Origin of the sequence: Microcoleus sp. MON2_D5, from assembly GCF_036701905.1 — a bacterium.
Taxonomy (GTDB): Bacteria; Cyanobacteriota; Cyanobacteriia; order Cyanobacteriales; family Microcoleaceae; genus Microcoleus.
The window spans coordinates 91,989-110,400 of sequence record NZ_JAUBRM010000008.1; the positions used below are offsets into that span (position 1 = coordinate 91,989).

Here is an 18,412-nt window from a genome sequence, read left to right on the forward strand (position 1 = left end):
TCGTTCATTGCCCACCCCCTCCCTACAAGTCAATTATTGATATTGATTTTTATCGCTCATCTTTTGATGCTGAGGCGGTGACATAAGCGACAGCTAAAGGCGAAATTTTTTCTGTAACTGCTACGATAACTTGGCGATCGAAGTCAGTCCAAATTCTGGGGCGATCGAACATACAAGGCTGCAAAACCCCCCACAATAAGCCGTCAGCACAAAGGTGAGCGTGAATCAAAGCTCGATGTCCGAACTCTTTTGCCTCAAAATTTTTGTTGACAACTTCAGGATTTGCTGTTTCAACATCCTCCACAAAAATCGACGGTTCAGTTCGCAAAGCTGCTGCAAACAAAGGGTCTTCTTCCCCTAAAGATTCAGGTTCTTTTTTCCATTCCGCGTCCCAAACCTCGGGATAGTTTGAGTTGCGACGCCAGCAGTAAGGTACTCTGCCCATTTGCGTTTCAGGATGGCGGAGGTAGAGGAAGACGCGATCGCAATTTAATACCTCGCCTAAAGCCGGCACCAAAGCCGAAAAAACAGCATCCGGTGTTTTGGTGTCACTCAAAATTTTATCCAGAACTTGCGGCAGAATTTGGTCGGTCATTAACTTTGGCTCTTGAAGTTCATATACTGATTTTAAACTACTCGTTCTCTTCTGTTACGCATTTATCATCAGCATCTTCCCCGTTCCTTAAATAGCTATAGAAGACAAGTTTTAAAGCCTGAGCGAATGGCAAAAAATTAACAATTGCTCAATGCTTCCCTGTGTTTATTCAATTCGGGCTTGGCTGAAGTCAGCACCTGTATAACCGGTTGTCAGCCAAAGAATAGCCCTAGCGCCGTCGCGAACAGCTTTTTCCACCGGTTCGGGGGTTCGCCCAGACGGAACTGCCACCGGCTTAAAGCTAATGCCTCGACTGCCGAGCACGATTTCGCCGATAATCTGAGCTCGCCGCATATGATCGTCAGAAGTGATCAGATACACGCTCTCAATCCCTTGAGCTTTCAATTCATCTACCAGGGTGGTAAAATTTGTTACCGTATCCACCGCTCTGTAGTCTAAGTGCAGGCGATCGGACTCAATTCCCGCTTCTGAAAACACCCATTCCGCGAACTCCGGATTGCTCCCAGACGACACCCAAATCGGCAATTCAGGATGATCCCGAGCAAATTTGGCGGCAAACACCTCTCGCTCCGTAGCCCCACCTAGAACTAACACAGCTTGGGGTCTCTGAAATTCGCTCTTAACCTGCTGATAGCCAAACCAACACGCCATCAAAAGCCCTACTAGGAACCAAAAACTGCGTGAAGTGTTCAAACGCTTGTAACGCTGCGTGTTTGAATTGATTCTTAACCACATCTAAACCTATAAAAATTTTATGTAACTCACAAAAAAACCATAACAAAAAATACCGCACGTATAGCCCACTAACAGGAATTAAAAATTAAAAATTCAAAAAGGGTCGGGGGATCATAGATTTTAGATTTGAGATTTTAGGTTTTAGATTTTAGATTGACTCTACGCTGGTGGTGGGGCTTAAACAGGTGATTTGAGATTTGAGATTTCAGATTTTATAGCAACCGCTTGGCGGTTGCTATAGTTGTCTGGCAGCCAATTCCTTAGCGGATATGCAAAAAAGAGGGGTAAAACTTAGCCTTATCCCTCCTGCTTTTAATTTTTCTTGATTTTTAACGGGACTGGCCGGGTTCGAACCGGCGACCTAGCGCTTCAGATTTGTGTGAGTTTCCCCACTCTCTGGACTATACCTTCACCATATGCTTGCAGCTTTTAGGTGGTGACCGTCTAGTCTCTAAACCTTCCTGATTTCAATATAGGCGATTGTTTAATCGCGCTGAACTCAGGCTTGGCTTGGTATTGCCTTAGAGTCATAGGAACCCACGAACTCTTTAGGTTTCACCAAATTTGACCACATTCACTCCTAGAGTTTCCTCCCAGGGTGCCCGATTCTTCAGGAGGCGCTTGCTCTATCCATCTGAGCCACAGCCCCAGTTGCGGAACCGTTTTGATTATAGCAGTTAATGTCGATTTTGATTTTTTTATTCTGGAGGATTACCGATCGCCAGTTACCAGTTTCGCAGCGATGCGGGCAAAGTTTTCTGCTGCGGTGAGTTTACCAGCACCGTAACAGGCGCGCTGTCTCCATGCGGTGACGGGGAGATGTCCGGGGGGAGCATCTTCGTTGAAGGAGAGCTCGCTGTAATATTTCCAATTTTCCTTGACTCGCCAGCCGACTCGATCGCAAAATTCAGTATAATTTGCCTCGGTACTTTCCCAAATCTGCTGCTGCACGCTCAACCCGAACCGCCCGCTGCTGTATTGTTGCCAAAGTTGGTCGATCGTGCGAAGGTCTGTAGGAGGAAAACTGTCAATATCGGCTGCACTCAGCCAGCCTTCGTCTTCCCTGACAGCGATTTTCAGCAAGATTTCCCAAGTGTGTTCATCAGCTTTACGCCATTTTCCGGTTTCTAATAGCTTTGTCAGTTGACGGTAGTCCATCCCTACTTCGGAGATAGCCGGAGGTGAGTCAGGTATGGCGCCGATTTTGTCTTCCAGTCGCAGTAGAGTGCTGACAATCAATTCGGGGTTTAGTTGTTCGAGGCGGTACAGAACCCATTCTAACTGAGATTGAATGTATGTGCGGGCGATCGCCCCTTCCTGAAATTCACTCTGCAACTGCTCAAATTTAGCTGACCAATTTTGTTGATTGCGAGCCAATTCCCACATTTGTTTGGCCCACTGCAATCTAACTTGTTCTTTTTTTAAATAAGTTTTGGAAGGCTTAGCACGTTGCGGGTAGGGAGTCAAATCCCAACCGCAAATCGAGCAAAACTCTGCTTTTTTTTCTATGTATTCAGCACCGCACACTGGACAGTTAGACATATTGCCATAAATTCGGTTGCCAAGTAATTATATGACATCGGGATAAATTAACCCTAATTCCATTAGGTACGCACTTTGCAGCCTACAATTACAGTTTATCGGCTGTAGTAATGTGCGCTTTTCGCACCCCCAAGTTAGAGTTAATTATACCGCTCTAACAAGGCAAGCGAATAGTAAACAAACTGCCTTTGCCCAAATCTGATTTTACCTCGATCGTGCCGCGGTGAGCTTCGACAATTTGCCGACAGAGGTGTAGTCCCAAACCTGTACTGGATCTCCTATGAGTTCCCGCGCCAAACCTTTCAAATAACTTTGCTTTTTCGGTGGGAGAAATGCCGGCGCCGGTGTCTTTGATTTCTAGGATTACCCATGCCAGCGGTTGGTTTTTGAAGCTCGTATAAGCAGGTGAATTGGCAGCTTTTAAGCTGACATCTATTGAGCCGTTGTCGGTGAATTTAATCGCATTTCCGATTAAATTTGTCAGCAAGCGGTGCAGCTCCAGACGATCGCCCGGATACTTCGCAATCGGTGCACTTTCTGCACTTTCTGTCACGTCTAAATTTATTGACAAACCTTTAGCATCCGCTAGGGGAGCTAGTTCTTCAGCTACCTCAGTAATAAGCTGGCGCAAGTCCACGGGAGCAAAACTTAGGGATTTGCCGCCTGCTTCGTAGCGGTAGACTTCCAGCAGCATATTTACGAGCGCGATCAGGTTTTTGTTGCTGCGAACCATCGTCCCGAAAGCGTCGCGCATGGGAAGGGAAATTTCTCCCAAAGCTCCCTGCTGCATTAAAGTTAGCATTCGATCGGCTGCTACGAGGGGCGTCCGCAAGTCGTGAGCGAGTCGGGAGACAAAATCTTCGCGCTGGAGGGCGATCGAATTGCGCTCGTCTACGCTGTGTTTTAGCCGCAGGAGCGATCGTACCCTCGCCAGGAGTTCATCCATTTCGACTGGTTTGCGGATAAAATCGTCTGCTCCCATGTCCAATCCCTGCACTACGCTCGCACTGTCGTGAGCCGTGATCAGCAAAATCGGGATAAAGGGCAATTCCTTATTTTGTCGGATTCGTTTAGTGACTTCGTAACCGTCCATTCCCGGCATCATCACGTCTAGCAGTACCAAATCCGGGGCTGACTTGTCAATTTGACTCAAGGCAGAAAAGCCGTTTTCTGCCGTGCTAATTTCGTAACCTTCTTCTTCTAGGATTGTTTGAACCAACAAAACATTATCTGGTGCGTCGTCTACCACCAGAATCCGATCGGCTTTTGTGGCATTCGGAACAGATAAATAACTCATTTAATTGCTAGCCTGGAAATAAATACTAAAGTTTAATATGGCATCCGATTTATGTTTTCACATTTTTACACTTGTTAACTCTGTCATAAGGAAGATTTCACCCCTTTACCAAATCTTTTTACTTTTGATCGCTCGGATGTAATATAATCTACTACTTGGTTGTCATCCTATGCACGCCGTCCCAATCATCGGGGGGGGGTACTTCCAAATAGCTCAGGGATCGGTCGAGGTGAACTTCCACAGGTCGATCGCTGGGTCGCATTGCTAAAGCTGCTTCAAAATAACTAATAGCTTTCTGAAAATTTCTAGCAATATAAGCATCCCTACCGTTACTGTAAAGTTCCAAAAACCGAAGGGTTTCCCCATCGATGGGTTCAGAACTATTTTGCAGCAACTCGTAAATACCCACTGGCTGATTTTGGCCCTTAACCCGCACCTTGTCTAACTCTCGCACCCAAATCCCTTCGCGGCACAAACTGTATGTAAATTCGCTCAAAATTATATCGCAACCGTACTCCTTCGTAAGCTGTTCCAATCGCGAACTCAAATTCACCGCATCCCCGATTACCGTGTAATCCATCCGCTTTTGGGAACCAATATTTCCCGAAACCACCTCTCCGGAACTAATCCCAATTCCGAAGCGAAACGGAACTTCGCCGGGGCGAGAATCATTAAACTCTTTCAAACGCCGGCGCATATCTAAAGCCGACTGAACCGCCATCCAACCGTGACTTTCCGGGGGATTTAGCGGCAGGGGCGCGCCGAACACCGCCATTAAAGCATCGCCGATAAACTTGTCTAAAGTGCCTTCGTAGTGGAAAACCGCCTCCACCATCGTCTCAAAATATTCGTTTAGCAGGGATACCACCTCGGACGCTCCCAGATTTTCCGTCAGCGTGGTGTAGCCGCGAATGTCGGAAAATAAAATAGTCACTTCTTTGCGTTCGCCCACCATCATGGCGCCTTCACCCAAGGCCATCACTTTATCTACGACTCCTGGAGTCAGGTAGCGGTACATCGTATTTTTCATCCGCTTTTCGCGGCTGATGTCTTCGAGTACCACTAAACCGCCGCGCACGCCACCCTCTGGATTGATCAGCGGGTTGACAGTCAAATTCAAACTGCGTTCAATTACTTTAATTCTAGAGGCGGGGACGGGCAGCGGACAATAAGGGTGATACAGGGCAGAATTTCGCAGCGAAAATAGAGATTGGGCATTAGCTAATTCTGCCAGCGCTACTTCCTCAGTCCACGCGCTGTTTTCGCCCCAAGCGTAATATAAATTCGGATCGGCGCGATCGGGCACGGCCAAAATATAACTTTCTTCTTCTTCTTTTTGTTGGGAATTTAACGTTTTTTCTACCAACAGTCCTACAGTTAAACTTTGTTCGGGAACGTAATGTCGGGCAGCATTGTTGAGACTGTCTTCGAGTCGAAATTGCAAATTTTCGATCGGCACAACTTCCCAAACATAGCGATTCACCAGTTTATCTTCCCAAATCTGGGGATTGTGTTTGCTTTTAGCTTGATTGACCGGACAGCCCAACAATTCTAAGGCTGCTTCGTTGATCGTCACAACTCGCCCCTTCAAATCCGTGGAAATCACTGCATCAGAAAGACTTTGCAGCATATCTTTTTGATACTGTTTTTCCACCATCACGTTCTGAAACAGTTGAGAATTTTGCAAGGCCATTCCCGCTTGGGAATTAAACGCTCGCAAAAACTCTTCGTCGGAAGGGGTGAAAGTACCTTGGTTCTTATTAATTAGCTGAGTCACCCCGATGAGCTCACCTTTAGCGTTGTGCACCGGCATACACAAGACAGTGCGAGTGCGGTATCCCGTTTGCTGGTCTGTAGAGGGGTCAAAGCGGGGATCGTCGTAAGCATCTGTAATATTTAGAGGTTGACCAGTCGAAGCCACGTAGCCAGCAATTCCCTTATTAGCAGCAATGCGGAGATCTACCATCGTTTTGCCGTCGGCCTTGGCGACTTTTGTCCAGAGTTCGTTGGTTTCCCGATTTAACAAAAATAGCGTGCTGCGATCGGCTTGCATCAAGTCGCGAGCTTGATCCATGACAGAGCGCAAAGTTGTTTCCAAGTCAAGACTTTGACCCAAAGTCGTGGTGGCTCTCAAAAGTGCAGCAACCCCTCGCTGGTTGCGGGCCACGACGTAGAAAGACTGACAGCTTTCGAGAATAATCCCGATCGAATCTGCAAAAGCCTGGAACTGCTGTTCGTCTTCTTCGCTAAAAGGGATATTGCCAGCTTTATTTAAGAGTCTGACCACCGCTACGGGTTCGTGTTGGCTCTTGCTGCTAAAAATCGGCATACAGAGCATGGTCTCGATCTGGTAGCCCGGTGGTTCGTCTACTTCGGAATTAAAATGCTCGTGCGATCGAGCTTCGGCGACATTGATCGATTTTCCGGTTGTTGCTACGTAGCCTAAAATGCCTGCATCCATAGGCAAACGAACTTCTAAATCTTCGCCAAGCAGATCGACTGTTTTGTGCCACAGTTGTTTTTTGTTGCAGTCAACCAAAAAAATTGTTGTCCGGTCTGCTTGCAGAATTTGACCAATTTTGACAGTGAAGGCATCTAAAAGTTGCTCTAAGAGACTTTCGAGTGCTTCATTGTTAATCAGGTCCATTGCCCGGATAAATTGCTGAAATTCAGCCGTGATAAAGTCGAGCAGGCACACTAATTCAGGAACTGGCAGGCTCTTAACGCGGGAGGTCAATGCCCCCATAAAATTGACTTGAGTCAGTGTAGCCAGAACGCTACCAGTATTGGAGAATGTCATGATTAACTGCTTGCTCAGAGGGGTAAACTGACTGCAGGTTGAGCGGCGCTAGATTCGGCGGCAGTGCAAACTCTTGAATTTGTTTGCAAGCGCATCGCCACTCGCTTGTCGCTTTAATGAATCGTGAGTTCAAAAGTGTCGCACGCAACTTCAGTTTGCTTGTTATGTATGCTCGATCGATCTTTTTTACAACCTCGATACTGATGAGGGTTCGTCAATTCAAGCTGAACTTGAGTTCGCAAAACTGCTAGCCTGAAAATTAGGTGACAGGCTTTAGTTCGATCGAGAGTGCAGTGTGGATTTGAGGCTCTGTGCTCTGCCCCAGCGCGCGGTGTGACTGTTTTAGCGCACTCGGCGACCGTATCCGGTCAGGTAAAGGGCGCTATGAAAGCAGCGCGCAAGGCATTCCTACAGAGCTTACTCATAGTTTAATGGTAAACGCAACAGCAGGATAACGACGGTAATTTATGCAGCAAAAAAGTTCGATCGGTCTTTGAAAACATCCTTCCTCACTACCAACTGACGATCGAACACCGAAGCTAAGCTGGCAGTGATGTTTAAAGGTGCTACAGATCCTGACATTTAGGCCGCTCTGGGCATGGACTCGGCAAATACCACTGATTGATAGTAGCGCTGGAGTTGTGCGGCGGCGGCGGCCCAACCCCAGCGTTCGGCTTCTCGGCGAGCGTTATGGCGCAGGGTTTCCCGTTCTTCGGGATTGGCAAACAGACGCTTGGTGGCGGCGAGTGCTCCTTCTTCGTCGGCGGGGTCAAATAAATATCCGTTAACGCCGTCGGTGACGATATCGGGAATTCCGCCGCTGCGCGCCGCCACTACGGGCGTCCCCGCAGCCATTGCTTCTAGGAGCACTAAGCCCAGGGTTTCGGTGCGGGAGGGAAAAATGAAGGCGTCGGCCGATGCGTAAGCTGTTGCGAGTTCTTGCCCCTTGAGGTAGCCGACAAAATTGGTGGGGGTACCGGCAAAATATTGTTCCAGGGTTTGCCGGTGCGGGCCGTCTCCCACTAAGGCGAGGCGGGCATCGGGAATCGCTGCGAGGACTGGTTTGATGCGTTCGATTTCTTTTTCTGCACCGAGGCGGCCGACGTACAGCAGCAGGGGACTGTCTGGGTTATTTTGAGAAAGGCGCGATCGCATTTCTCGACTTGCCAATTCCGGGACAAACATTTCAGTATCTACGCCCCGCTGCCACAAATCTACTCGCTCAATGCCGTGGGTTCTCAATTCCTCCACCATTGCTGTGGAAGTGCAGAGATTCAATTCTGCTTGGTTGTGCGCTCCTTTGAGCAATTCCCACAATAAAGGTTCGAGGACTCCGAAACCGTAGTGGTGCAGGTATTTGGGCAAATGCGTGTGATAAGAAGCCAAAATCGGAATGTTGAATTTTTTGCCGTAATATATACCCCCCAATCCCAAAATTGCGGGATTGACAACGTGAATAATATCCGGTTTAAACTGCTCTAATTGGCGACCGACAGCCGGAGAAGGAAGTGCCATTTTCAATTCCGGGTACATCGGCAAAGGCAAACCCTCCACACCGTAAACTCGGGCGCCTTTGTATTCTTTAATCCCGTAATCTGGAGAAAATATCAGAACTTGTTCGCCCGCGCGCTGCAAGTGATCTACAGTGTGAATCAGGCGCGTCACAATGCCGTCTATTTTCGGCAGAAATGTTTCAGTGAACAGAGCAATTTTCATAGTAAGTTACTTAGGGAGCCGATAATCCTAGCCTCTGGAAGATGTCGGGGTCGATGACAGGATACACTGTCTCACAAGGAGTCAGTAATTGCGTGCTATCGCCTCCGTTATATTGACGCTGTTGCTGCACGAATTGGGAAATATCCTCAATTTTCACAATCCATTCTCGCGCGTAACTAGCTAAAACACTGCCGCGCAAACCGAGTTGAATTGCCCGCCGATCCATTTTCGATCCATTTGGGTGATGATCCGGGTCCCATTGCAGCCGTACAGCCGAATTTTTAACAGCTTGTTGCCATTCTTTTTCGCTTCCATACACTGCTGGAACGAAATTAGAATGGACAGCAGATGCTAAAATTTCGTCCCACGCCGAGCGCTTTAGCCAAATAGCAAGAATTACTTCTTGACCCGATGAAGTACCCCATGCCGATCGATACATCATCCATAGAAAATTTGGCTTAATCCAACTCATACGATTCAGGCTGAATTCCCCGCCGAAATAACCATTTTCCGCTGCAAAATGACCGATCGCCGGACGGTAGGCTTGGTACACTACGACCGTATGTTCATCAAATTGTGCCAGAATGTGACGACCTGTTTTCGGCCATTTACTTGCCTGGTTTAAGTAGGGTTCTGTTAGCAGCTTCACCACAACTAATTACTCTCGTGATGTTTCTGGGGGCAACATACAAACTCCGTGAATTCCGATCGATACAACTATCCCACCTAAAAGCAATCCCACACCTTCGGCAAAGCAATTAATTCTGTGAATTTCCTGTGCTGTTATGGCAATTGATATTTCTGTTCCAGTGGCAGATGGGGGTTCGCTAACGGGCGCGGTAATTTTGATGACTCGCCGTTAGTGCAGCCCATTTCCGGTATTAAATAATAAGCACAAACTGCATGAACCCAAAATCCGGGCATAATAACCAAAAGCAACAGAATGATCGTTCGACTTTCCACGGCATTTATTGCCAAAAAGCCAGCATTAAAAACCTTATGGAATTTTTTAATTAACCGCAGAGGACACAGAGGACACAGAGCAAAAGATAAAAAAGATAGCTCATCTTAATATACAGCGAAATCGATTCAGAACTTGCGAACCCTTCTCCTCTCTTCCCTTCTTTTCTCTTACTTCGCGCCCTTCGCGCCTTCGCGGTTCGTTAAAAACTCTCTTACCCCGCAGGTAGATACCAGAACTTACTTCCAAGAAACTTTCGGCAAAATCTGGTTTTTATCGACACGGTGCTGATATTTTGTAGCAAAATTCAGCAGAGAATCGAGCAGGGAATCTGAGAGATAGTGCGGTTGCAAACCGAGGTCTAGCAAATTGGTGTTTTTGGCATTGAAATAATGTTCTTCTTTCTCGACTCTGGGATTTTCGATGTTGTTGATTTCTACTTTTAATCCCATTGCCATGCCTGCTTTTTGCACCAAGGAGGCTAAGTCGCCGACGCTGAATTGTTCGGTGAATTGGTTGAAGACGCGGAATTGTCCGGCTTCGGCGGGGTTGGCGATCGCCAATTCCACGCACCGCACGGTATCCCGAATGTCTAAGAAGCTGCGGGTTTGTCCGCCAGTTCCGTAAACTGTCAGAGGATGACCGATCGCAGCTTGGATGCAAAATCTGTTCAACGCTGTCCCGAATACTCCGTCGTAGTCCAAACGGTTGATCAACAGTTCGTCCATGCCAGTTTCATCTGTGAGCACGCCGTAGACTACGCCCTGATTTAAGTCGGTGGCTCTTAAACCCCAGATTTTGCAAGCAAAATGGATGTTGTGGGAGTCGTGGACTTTTGACAGGTGGTAGAAACTGCCTGGTTGTTTGGGATAGGGTAGTGTATCCTTGCGGCCGTTGTGTTCGATCGTGATGTAGCCTTCTTCAATGTCAATATTCGGGGTGCCGTATTCGCCCATTGTCCCCAATTTCACTAGGTGACAGTCGGGGAAGTCTTCGCGGATGGCGTACAGCAGGTTGAGTGTCCCGACGACGTTATTGACTTGAGTGAGGACTGCGTGTTCGCGATCGATCATCGAGAAGGGGGCGGAACGCTGTTCGCCGAAATGGACGATCGCCTCTGGTGCAAATTTTCTCATGCTTTTGCTGAGAAAATCGTAGTTGGTGATGTCACCGACGAACAAGTCGATCGACTTGCCCGTTAAATCTTGCCATCGCTGGAGTCGTTGCTGAATCGGTGCGATGGGAGTGAGGGTGTCGCTGCACAGTTCCAGATCCCAGTGCCGCCGCACGAAGCTGTCGAGGATGCCAACTTCGTAACCTTTGTTAGAAAGGTAGAGTGCGGTTGCCCAACCGCAATAGCCATCGCCACCAATAACCAGGACTTTCATAAATCAACGGTGAATCTTGCTTGCCAATACTGGGTTAATGTACCAGGTATTGGTGCATTCTGAACCTTTAATCAAGCGTGTTCGCCCAGGAAGTACTCTGTTTTTTTGGATTAAACCGGAATTTCGTCGGCGAAACTGGCCCGGCGGGTGAATTCAAAGGGGCCGGCCTGGGCTCCCCAGACGTGGGCGTCGGTTTCTGGGTCACGTCCGCGATCGTGGCTAATAAATTTGTCTTGGTCTATCTCGAATTCGCTGTCTAGATAGGTTTTTTTGCCCTTTCTGACCACCATGCAGCCTTTTCCGGGTTCGACAGACCCTTTGAAGCTGTGCCCCGTCCACTGCGTAATAAAGGTGCAGCCGGGAAGCAGTGTCAGTTGTGCTTTTTTGATTTCTTGCAGCCGTTGCGGGTCGCGGGAAGCGCCGTAGAATTGTTCTTCGTTTTCTATGGCATAATTTTCGATCTCGATGCGATCGTCCACCGGGACTAATTTCAAAACTCGGACTCGGTACGGTACATTCAGTTCAATATCGTAAGCTTGTTCTAGGTACAAGCTGATCCCATCCAGAAGTTCGACGGGCAAAGGCCTCATGCAGACGCGGATGTGGGCGAAGAATGGCGGGTTTTCAAAGGCTTGGGCTTGGTTGCTGAAGTCGGCGGCCATCCAGCGGGCGAGGGTGACGATATCGGTGGAATGAGTCATTTCGATTTTAGATTTTAGATTTTGGATTGAGGGAGTAGAAATTATTTTAGGGGAAATTCAGGTGCGATCGGGCTTTAGAGTCCCGACTTCTTTAAAAAGTCCGGGATTTGGGTATGCTGTTTTTTTCAGGTGCGCTCAATTATCAGCAAATTAATCAAACTACAAGCAGTAGAATCTAGTACAATCAAAGCTCTGGGTCAGGACGAAACAACTTCTAATTGGGAGGTGTTTTCAATAGTGGCAAAACCTATATATATTTTGAAGTGCCGAATCATGTCTATCTAGAACTGCTGGACTCTGATTCCAAAGGGAGTTACATGATATATGGCGTAATTGACTGCTATCCTTACAAACAGATGAAGCAACGGCGACGATAAGTACGCCATTAATCTAGCCGCCTTGAATATCTAATCTTGATTTTTGCGCTCGACGAACTCTAACCCAAATTTTTTGATTGTGGAGGTGAGAGGAACAATTGGAATTGCTGGATACTTACCCTTTTTTTACCACTCGGTGTCCCCAATGCGAGCGTCCGTTTCCCAATTACGACAATCCCCCCGTGCATTTTTAAGCCAATTCTAGTTTCCTCTTGACATCAATATTTGAGTCCCTCTCTACCTCAAGTTATACCAGATAGTTTATCGGAATCTCAATTACAAAAATTGTTCCGCTGCTCACGGTCGAATCACAGGTTAATGTACCCCCATGTTTTTTGATAATAGCATAGCTTACAGATAAACCTAAACCTGTGCCACTTCCCACAGGTTTAGTTGTAAAAAATGGCTCGAATATGCGTTCTTGAATATGGGCGGGAATCCCACTACCATTATCAGCGATCGCAATTCTTACTTGCTCATTCTCTATAACTTCAGTCCGAATCCGAATGAAAGGATTTTTGTTAATTTTACTAACTTGCTTGAGAGCATCAATAGCATTAATGATAATACTCATAAATACTTGATTCATCTCACTCGCATAACAGGTGACATCAGGAAGGTTACCATACTCTTTAATAACTTCTATTTTGGGTTGATTATCACTTTCTTGGAAGCGGTTTTGTAAAATTAGTAAAGTGCTTTCAATTCCGGTGTGTAAATCTACCGCTTTCATGTCGGATTCATCTAAGCGCGAAAAATTCCGCAAACTCAAGATAATTTGCTTGATCCGTTCGCTGCCTGCTTTCATTGATTGCAGAATGTTATTTAAATCTTCTCCGATGAATTCAAGATCAATTTCTTCAATTTTTGCTTTAATTACTGAATTGTTTTCAGGATATTCTTGCTGATAAAGCTCTAGCAAGCTCAGCAAATCTTTAACATAATTTTCTGTAGGCTCAAGATTACTATGAATAAAAGTAACTGGATTGTTAATTTCGTGCGCTATTCCCGCTACCAATTGACCGAGGGCTGACATTTTTTCACTTTGAATTAATTGTGCTTGGGTTTGTTGTAAATTTTTCAATGTTTGCTCTAGAACGGAAGCTTTTTGGCTTAACTGTTGAGTTTTTCGCTCTACTTCCGCTTCCAAAGTCTGAGAATATTTCTCTACTTGTTGATACAAACGTGCATTTTCAATGGAGATAGCAGCTTGGGCAGTAAGAATTTGGAGAGTTTCGACGCGATCGCTAGTAAATGCTCCCACTGTTAGATTATTTTCCAAATACAAAATCGCGATCGATTTTCCCTGCTTGCTAATTGGAATACATAAAACTGATTTAGGCTGCTGGGTGATGATGTAGCGATCGCCTGCAAATTGGGTGGAAACACTCAAGTTATCAAAAACCGCTGTTTTGTGACTTCGGGCTACAGAATAAATCAAACTTTGGGGTAATTCTTGACATTCAGCCAAAGCAATTTGCCAGTTGTCTATATGGTTTTGATTGGCTTTAGCAACTACTAACCAGTTTTCCTGTTGAGGAATAATTAAAATTCCAGTTTGCGCTCCCGCATGGGCGATCGCAATTTGCATCAAAGTGGCTAACAGTTTCTCTAATTCAATTTCCTGTGAAATAGCCTGTGCGGCTTTCATTACTGCTGGAAAATCCAACCATAAATCCAAGCTGCTGCTACTGCTGCTAGTTACGCTTCTCATTAAGGTAGGAGATATCGTTCCTCCAGATGCCATAGCTGGTTTAGTCGGTTGTAGAATAGCCCCTAGTAGTTGAGGATAGTGTTGTTCTAAATAGGCGACTTTCGCCTTTGCGCCCCATCGAGAGTAACAGTAGTATGCTTCCTGCATATACCCAGAAGCAACTTTTTCTTTGCCCCAGTCCAGATAAAATTTAGCTGCTAGTTCATTAGCTAAGGCTTCTTCTTGGATATATTCGTTTTTCTTGGCTCCGGCAATTGCGCGATCGTACAAATCTCCTGCTTCATAATTCTTGCCTAAAACCCGGCCTTTTTCTGCCTCTACCAAGTCAACTTTATGTTGGCAATTCATGGGAGCATGGTGCGCCCATTGAGCTAGAATATTTTGATGGGTTTCCACCAGAGCGAGAGTGTTAGCTTGCTCAATTTCCGATTGCATAGATAATAGACCCAAGTAGGTTAACCCAGCATAGAAATGGAAAACTAGAGTATTAATCATTCCTACTACTCCCATCAAATAGGAGTTAGCTTGGGTAAGGTAGTCTAGGGCGAGGGCGTAGTTTCCAAAGAAATAAGCAAGCATCAGTTTATAGATATAGGCAAAAGCGAGTACAGTAAGCTCGTTATCCTGCTGGTGCTTATAAAGCATCAGCTTTTCATCGTAGGCAGTGCCGCTTAATAAATCCGGTTGCTCGACAATTTCCCTCAATTTCTGTACCGTCTGCCGTACCATCTTCACGTAAGTTAGAGGAGAATCTTGCTTTATAGCCGCTAAGACAGCACAGTAATTTTGTATATCTGGTTCCCAATCTTCCAGGTCAACTCCAGCAAATAAATTATTGTTAAAATAATTAACTATGTTGTAGCCAGCATTTAAAAAATCACCAGTTTCCATTCCAGCAAGATAGCCCTCTTTGAAAGTAGGGATTGTTGCCCTCACTGCTTTTTTACGATGCTGGAGAAAAAGGCCAAATAAAGCTAAAGTTAAAGATTTGGATTGCCTCACATTTAACCGATCGAGTAAACTCAGTGCCACTCGCGCAAAGGAATAACCTTTTTCTACCTGTCCCAAAAAAGCAGACAGCACCATGCCATAACCTGCATACCCGATAGTTGATGCGGGTGTATTTCCAAATTGGAGTGATAGACTGACCATTGTGGAGGAAAGCAGAGGCAGCAAGGCAGGGTTTCCTTGAAAAATGGGCGTAAACAACATGGCTAACAGTTGCATAACCGCAATTGTATGAGGATTGCTCATCAGAGGAAGGCTAACTAATTCTGAAATCTCTTTACCTTCGAGTTGCTTAGCAAGGGTTTGTAGTGCTTTGTCAGTCAAGGCTTCGTCAGGTTCAGATGAGAACTCAACCCCTAATTGTGTCAGAACATTTTTGCCGACAGCGATCGCTTCTAATACCTTACTCTGAGTTGTCAGTGCGTTAATTTGAATCTCAAATATCTTTACTTTGTCTAGTATAGTTTGAGCCGATCGCAAAACTATATCGGCCATTTCTTCCATGCCATCAAAATCGGCATTCAAGTAGGCAGTTTCCGCCGCAGCTACATAAAGATTCAGGGTTAATTCGTACTGAGTTTGCCAACAGTTTTCCGCGAGCAACGAGAGCGCTGTTTTCACGAAACCTCTGGCGGCTGAATAGGCTGTAGAATTTCTAGCTTTCTGTGCGGCTGCTAAGTTCCGTCGGGCTAAGGCTTCCCGTTCTCCCGCTTGAGTAATTAACCCAATTCCTAAATTCAAATGCCCGACAATATCAAATAGCTTTTCCTCCTTTTCTATCTCTGATAAGTTCTGTTGGAGCAGTTGACCTATTTTGAGATGAGTTGCCTGTTTTTGGTCTTTTGGAATGAGGGAATAGCCGGCTTGTTGAACGCGATCGTGCAAAAATCTGTATCTAGCATTTTGTTTATTAGCATTTTCATCTTCTGAGCTTAAGTTATCAGTGCCTTCAATCTGATAAAACTTATAAACATTACTAATCGGTAAAATAAAACCCTCCTGCAATGCTCTCCACAAGACAGTTGCCGTCTCTATTTCCGATTCTTGTGAAACTATTGCCAAAGTATGCAAATCAAACTGCGCCCCCAATACAAGCAGCCCACTTTAAGACATCCTGAGTTGGAATTGGTAATTTCTGCAATTGCAACGCCATGAATTCAACAACATCATCAGTAATTGCCAAGGCTTTGATTTGGGAAATATCGCACTGCCAATGCTGGCTCTCCCAATTAAAGGTAATTAACTTGTCATCGTGTAAAGCTTTGAGGAACTGAGTTGCAAAGAAAGGATTTCCCTTGGTTTTTTGATAGACTAATTTTGTCAAAGGCTGGGCAAGAGATAGTTCGCAATTTAGCGTATCTGCTACCAATCGATTAATATCCGATTCTCTTAACGGTGGTAATGTAATCGTATTTACCGTTGCCCCAGTTTTGAGCAGTTCATCTACGGTTAAGATAAATGGATGTACTGGTGACACTTCATTATCTCGATAAGCGCCTAATATTAATAGATGTCCTGTATCTTGTTGCATCAATAATGAGAGCAAATTCAGTGCTGCAGAATCAGCCCATTGCAAGTCATCTAAAAATATCACTAAGGGATGTTCTTTGCTGGTGAAGACTTGCACAAATTTTTTAAAGAGTAAATTAAAGCGATTTTGAGCGGCAGTTCCTGATAATTCTATGGCTGGTGGCTGTTTACCGATGATGTTTTCTAACTCAGGAATTACGTCAATTAATACTTGTCCGTTGTCTCCCACTGCTTCGAGAATATTGGTTTTCCATGTTTGTAATTGTTCATCTGATTCTGATAAGAGTTGCCCTATTAAATTGCGAAAAGCTTGCACAAATGCTGAAAAGGGAATATTTCGTTGAAATTGGTCGTATTTGCCTTTAACAAAATAGCCGCGTTGACGAACAATTGGTTTATGTACTTCATTAACAACGGCGGTTTTTCCAATACCAGAAAAACCCGCAACTAGCATCATTTCTGTTGTGCCGTTTGCGACCCGATCGAAGGCATTTAATAGTTGATTAACTTCCGCTTCTCTGCCGTAGAGTTTTTCAGGAATTAGGAAGCGATCGCTAATATCTCGCTTTCCTATTTCAAAAGGTTCTATTGTGCCTGTAGTTTGTAGTTGAGCTAGACAGATTTCTAAATCGTGCTTAATTCCCAAGGCACTCTGATAACGATTTTCGGCATTTTTTGCGATCAGCTTACTGACAATTTCTGACAAAACTATGGGAATTTCTGAATAAATTTGATGGATGGGTATCGGCTGTTTCGCCAGGTGGCAATGTACCAATTCCATTACATCCTCCGATCTAAATGGTAATATTCCTGTCAATAATTCATACAATGTCCTTCCCAGAGAATAAAAGTCACTACGATAATCTATGCCTCGATTCATTCGACCCGTTTGTTCAGGAGAAAGATAGGCTAAGGTGCCTTCTAAATCATTAGTATTCTGAATGTCTTGGGTTTCTCTTGGTAGGAGAGAAGCAATACTAAAATCAATTAATTTAATTTTTCCCGTTGCGGAATCAATCAGGATATTAGCGGGTTTTATGTCTTTGTGTATGACTCTATTTTGGTATAAATAGTGCAGAATTTCTGTTATTTTAATAGATATCCTGAGAAATTCACCTAAAGGTAAATATTGATATTGGGAATTTTTAGCCGTGGCTGTTTGGAGATAATCAGATAGGGAAAATCCACCAAAGTCTTCCATGACTAAGGCATAGCCATTGCCATATACTTCTAGGGTTAATGGTTTGATAATACTAGGAAAGTCTAGATTTTTGGCAATGGTATATTGGTTGCGAAATTGAACGAGTTCGTTAAAGTTTGGGTATTCATTTCGCAGTAATTTGATGACGACGGGTTGTTGGTCACTGGTACGGATGCCTCGATAGACAAGGGTGCGCGTACCTGTGTATAATTGCTCTGTGATTTGATAATCTGGTAAGTTGGCGATCGCATTCATAATTTTTTAAGCTAATCTTAAGTTATTTTGTATTGCTGCCCAAGTATCAGGATTTACTGGTTTGGGATAAATTTCTAAAAAAGCTCGATCGTAGCTAATTACTTGCCAAATATTATCAGAGCGCTTGTTAAAATGCCCGTTTTGCAATAGTTGTGACCTGGTGTAAGTAGGTGCAGATATTTAAACAGAACTTACGCGACGGTGGCTGAGGATGGATAAACTGGCGACTACTCCCCGTACCTACTCTGGTTTGACTTCCTGGTAGGGTAGCTTTGTTGTTATTTAATTTGAGCGATCGCTGTATTATAGCAAACATAGTTGCATCTTCCAATTAATTCAGATGCCAGGGTGAGAGTTTTAACCTATAACTTGTTGCAACGAATAGGTTTCGGTATATTTAGTAACATATTTGACTATCGGAGTCTTACTCTTTTGATTCGCAACAACTACCAGCCTTACTTTCGTTTCATTTTCCAAGATTTTTCGGGTCTGTTGCTGTGTGCCAAGAAGTATCTTTCGGGTTAGATTAATTAGTGTTCGTCAAGAAATTGTCAGTCAGCCAAGAGTCTAA

10 protein-coding genes and 1 pseudogene are annotated in these 18,412 nt (G+C 45.0%); 1 reads left to right on the forward strand and 10 read right to left on the reverse strand.

Annotation, left to right across the window (positions count from 1 at the left end; translation table 11 throughout):
- Positions 1-49: 49 nt before the first annotated feature.
- From QUA47_RS04900 to QUA47_RS04940, 9 genes are all read right to left on the reverse strand, one after another.
- Positions 50-595: a GAF domain-containing protein gene (locus QUA47_RS04900; RefSeq protein WP_333429910.1), complete on the reverse strand. Its 546-nt coding sequence runs from the start codon at positions 593-595 to the stop codon at positions 50-52.
- Positions 596-760: 165 nt separating this feature from the next.
- Positions 761-1,351, reverse strand: a complete 591-nt coding sequence (locus QUA47_RS04905) for a YdcF family protein (RefSeq protein WP_333401871.1) — start codon at positions 1,349-1,351, stop codon at positions 761-763.
- Between the two features lie 711 nt (positions 1,352-2,062).
- Entirely contained in the window at positions 2,063-2,893 is an 831-nt protein-coding gene (locus tag QUA47_RS04910; protein WP_333429911.1) for a GUN4 domain-containing protein, read from the reverse strand.
- A 154-nt stretch (positions 2,894-3,047) separates the two neighbouring features.
- A complete protein-coding gene (locus QUA47_RS04915) occupies positions 3,048-4,190 on the reverse strand; it encodes a hybrid sensor histidine kinase/response regulator (protein ID WP_333429912.1) in 1,143 nt (380 codons plus the stop codon).
- A gap of 151 nt (positions 4,191-4,341) precedes the next feature.
- Positions 4,342-6,990 (reverse strand): GAF domain-containing protein, encoded by a 2,649-nt coding sequence (locus tag QUA47_RS04920; RefSeq protein ID WP_333429913.1) that lies wholly within the window; start codon positions 6,988-6,990, stop codon positions 4,342-4,344.
- 582 nt (positions 6,991-7,572) lie between these two features.
- Positions 7,573-8,706: a glycosyltransferase gene (locus QUA47_RS04925; protein WP_333218123.1), complete on the reverse strand. Its 1,134-nt coding sequence runs from the start codon at positions 8,704-8,706 to the stop codon at positions 7,573-7,575.
- Positions 8,707-8,716: 10 nt separating this feature from the next.
- Positions 8,717-9,358: a DUF4291 domain-containing protein gene (locus QUA47_RS04930; protein WP_333429914.1), complete on the reverse strand. Its 642-nt coding sequence runs from the start codon at positions 9,356-9,358 to the stop codon at positions 8,717-8,719.
- A 548-nt stretch (positions 9,359-9,906) separates the two neighbouring features.
- Positions 9,907-11,055 (reverse strand): NAD-dependent epimerase/dehydratase family protein, encoded by a 1,149-nt coding sequence (locus QUA47_RS04935; protein ID WP_015175194.1) that lies wholly within the window; start codon positions 11,053-11,055, stop codon positions 9,907-9,909.
- Between the two features lie 110 nt (positions 11,056-11,165).
- The gene (locus QUA47_RS04940; RefSeq protein ID WP_190663621.1) at positions 11,166-11,756 is read right to left on the reverse strand and encodes a chromophore lyase CpcT/CpeT; all 591 of its coding nucleotides are present in this window, start codon (positions 11,754-11,756) and stop codon (positions 11,166-11,168) included.
- A 263-nt stretch (positions 11,757-12,019) separates the two neighbouring features.
- Here QUA47_RS04940 and QUA47_RS04945 point away from each other — a divergent pair, with 263 nt between their 5' ends.
- A complete protein-coding gene (locus tag QUA47_RS04945) occupies positions 12,020-12,133 on the forward strand; it encodes a hypothetical protein (protein WP_333429920.1) in 114 nt (37 codons plus the stop codon).
- A gap of 247 nt (positions 12,134-12,380) precedes the next feature.
- Here QUA47_RS04945 and QUA47_RS04950 read toward each other — a convergent pair.
- Positions 12,381-17,841: pseudogene (locus QUA47_RS04950) on the reverse strand (trifunctional serine/threonine-protein kinase/ATP-binding protein/sensor histidine kinase).
- Positions 17,842-18,412: the final 571 nt, after the last annotated feature.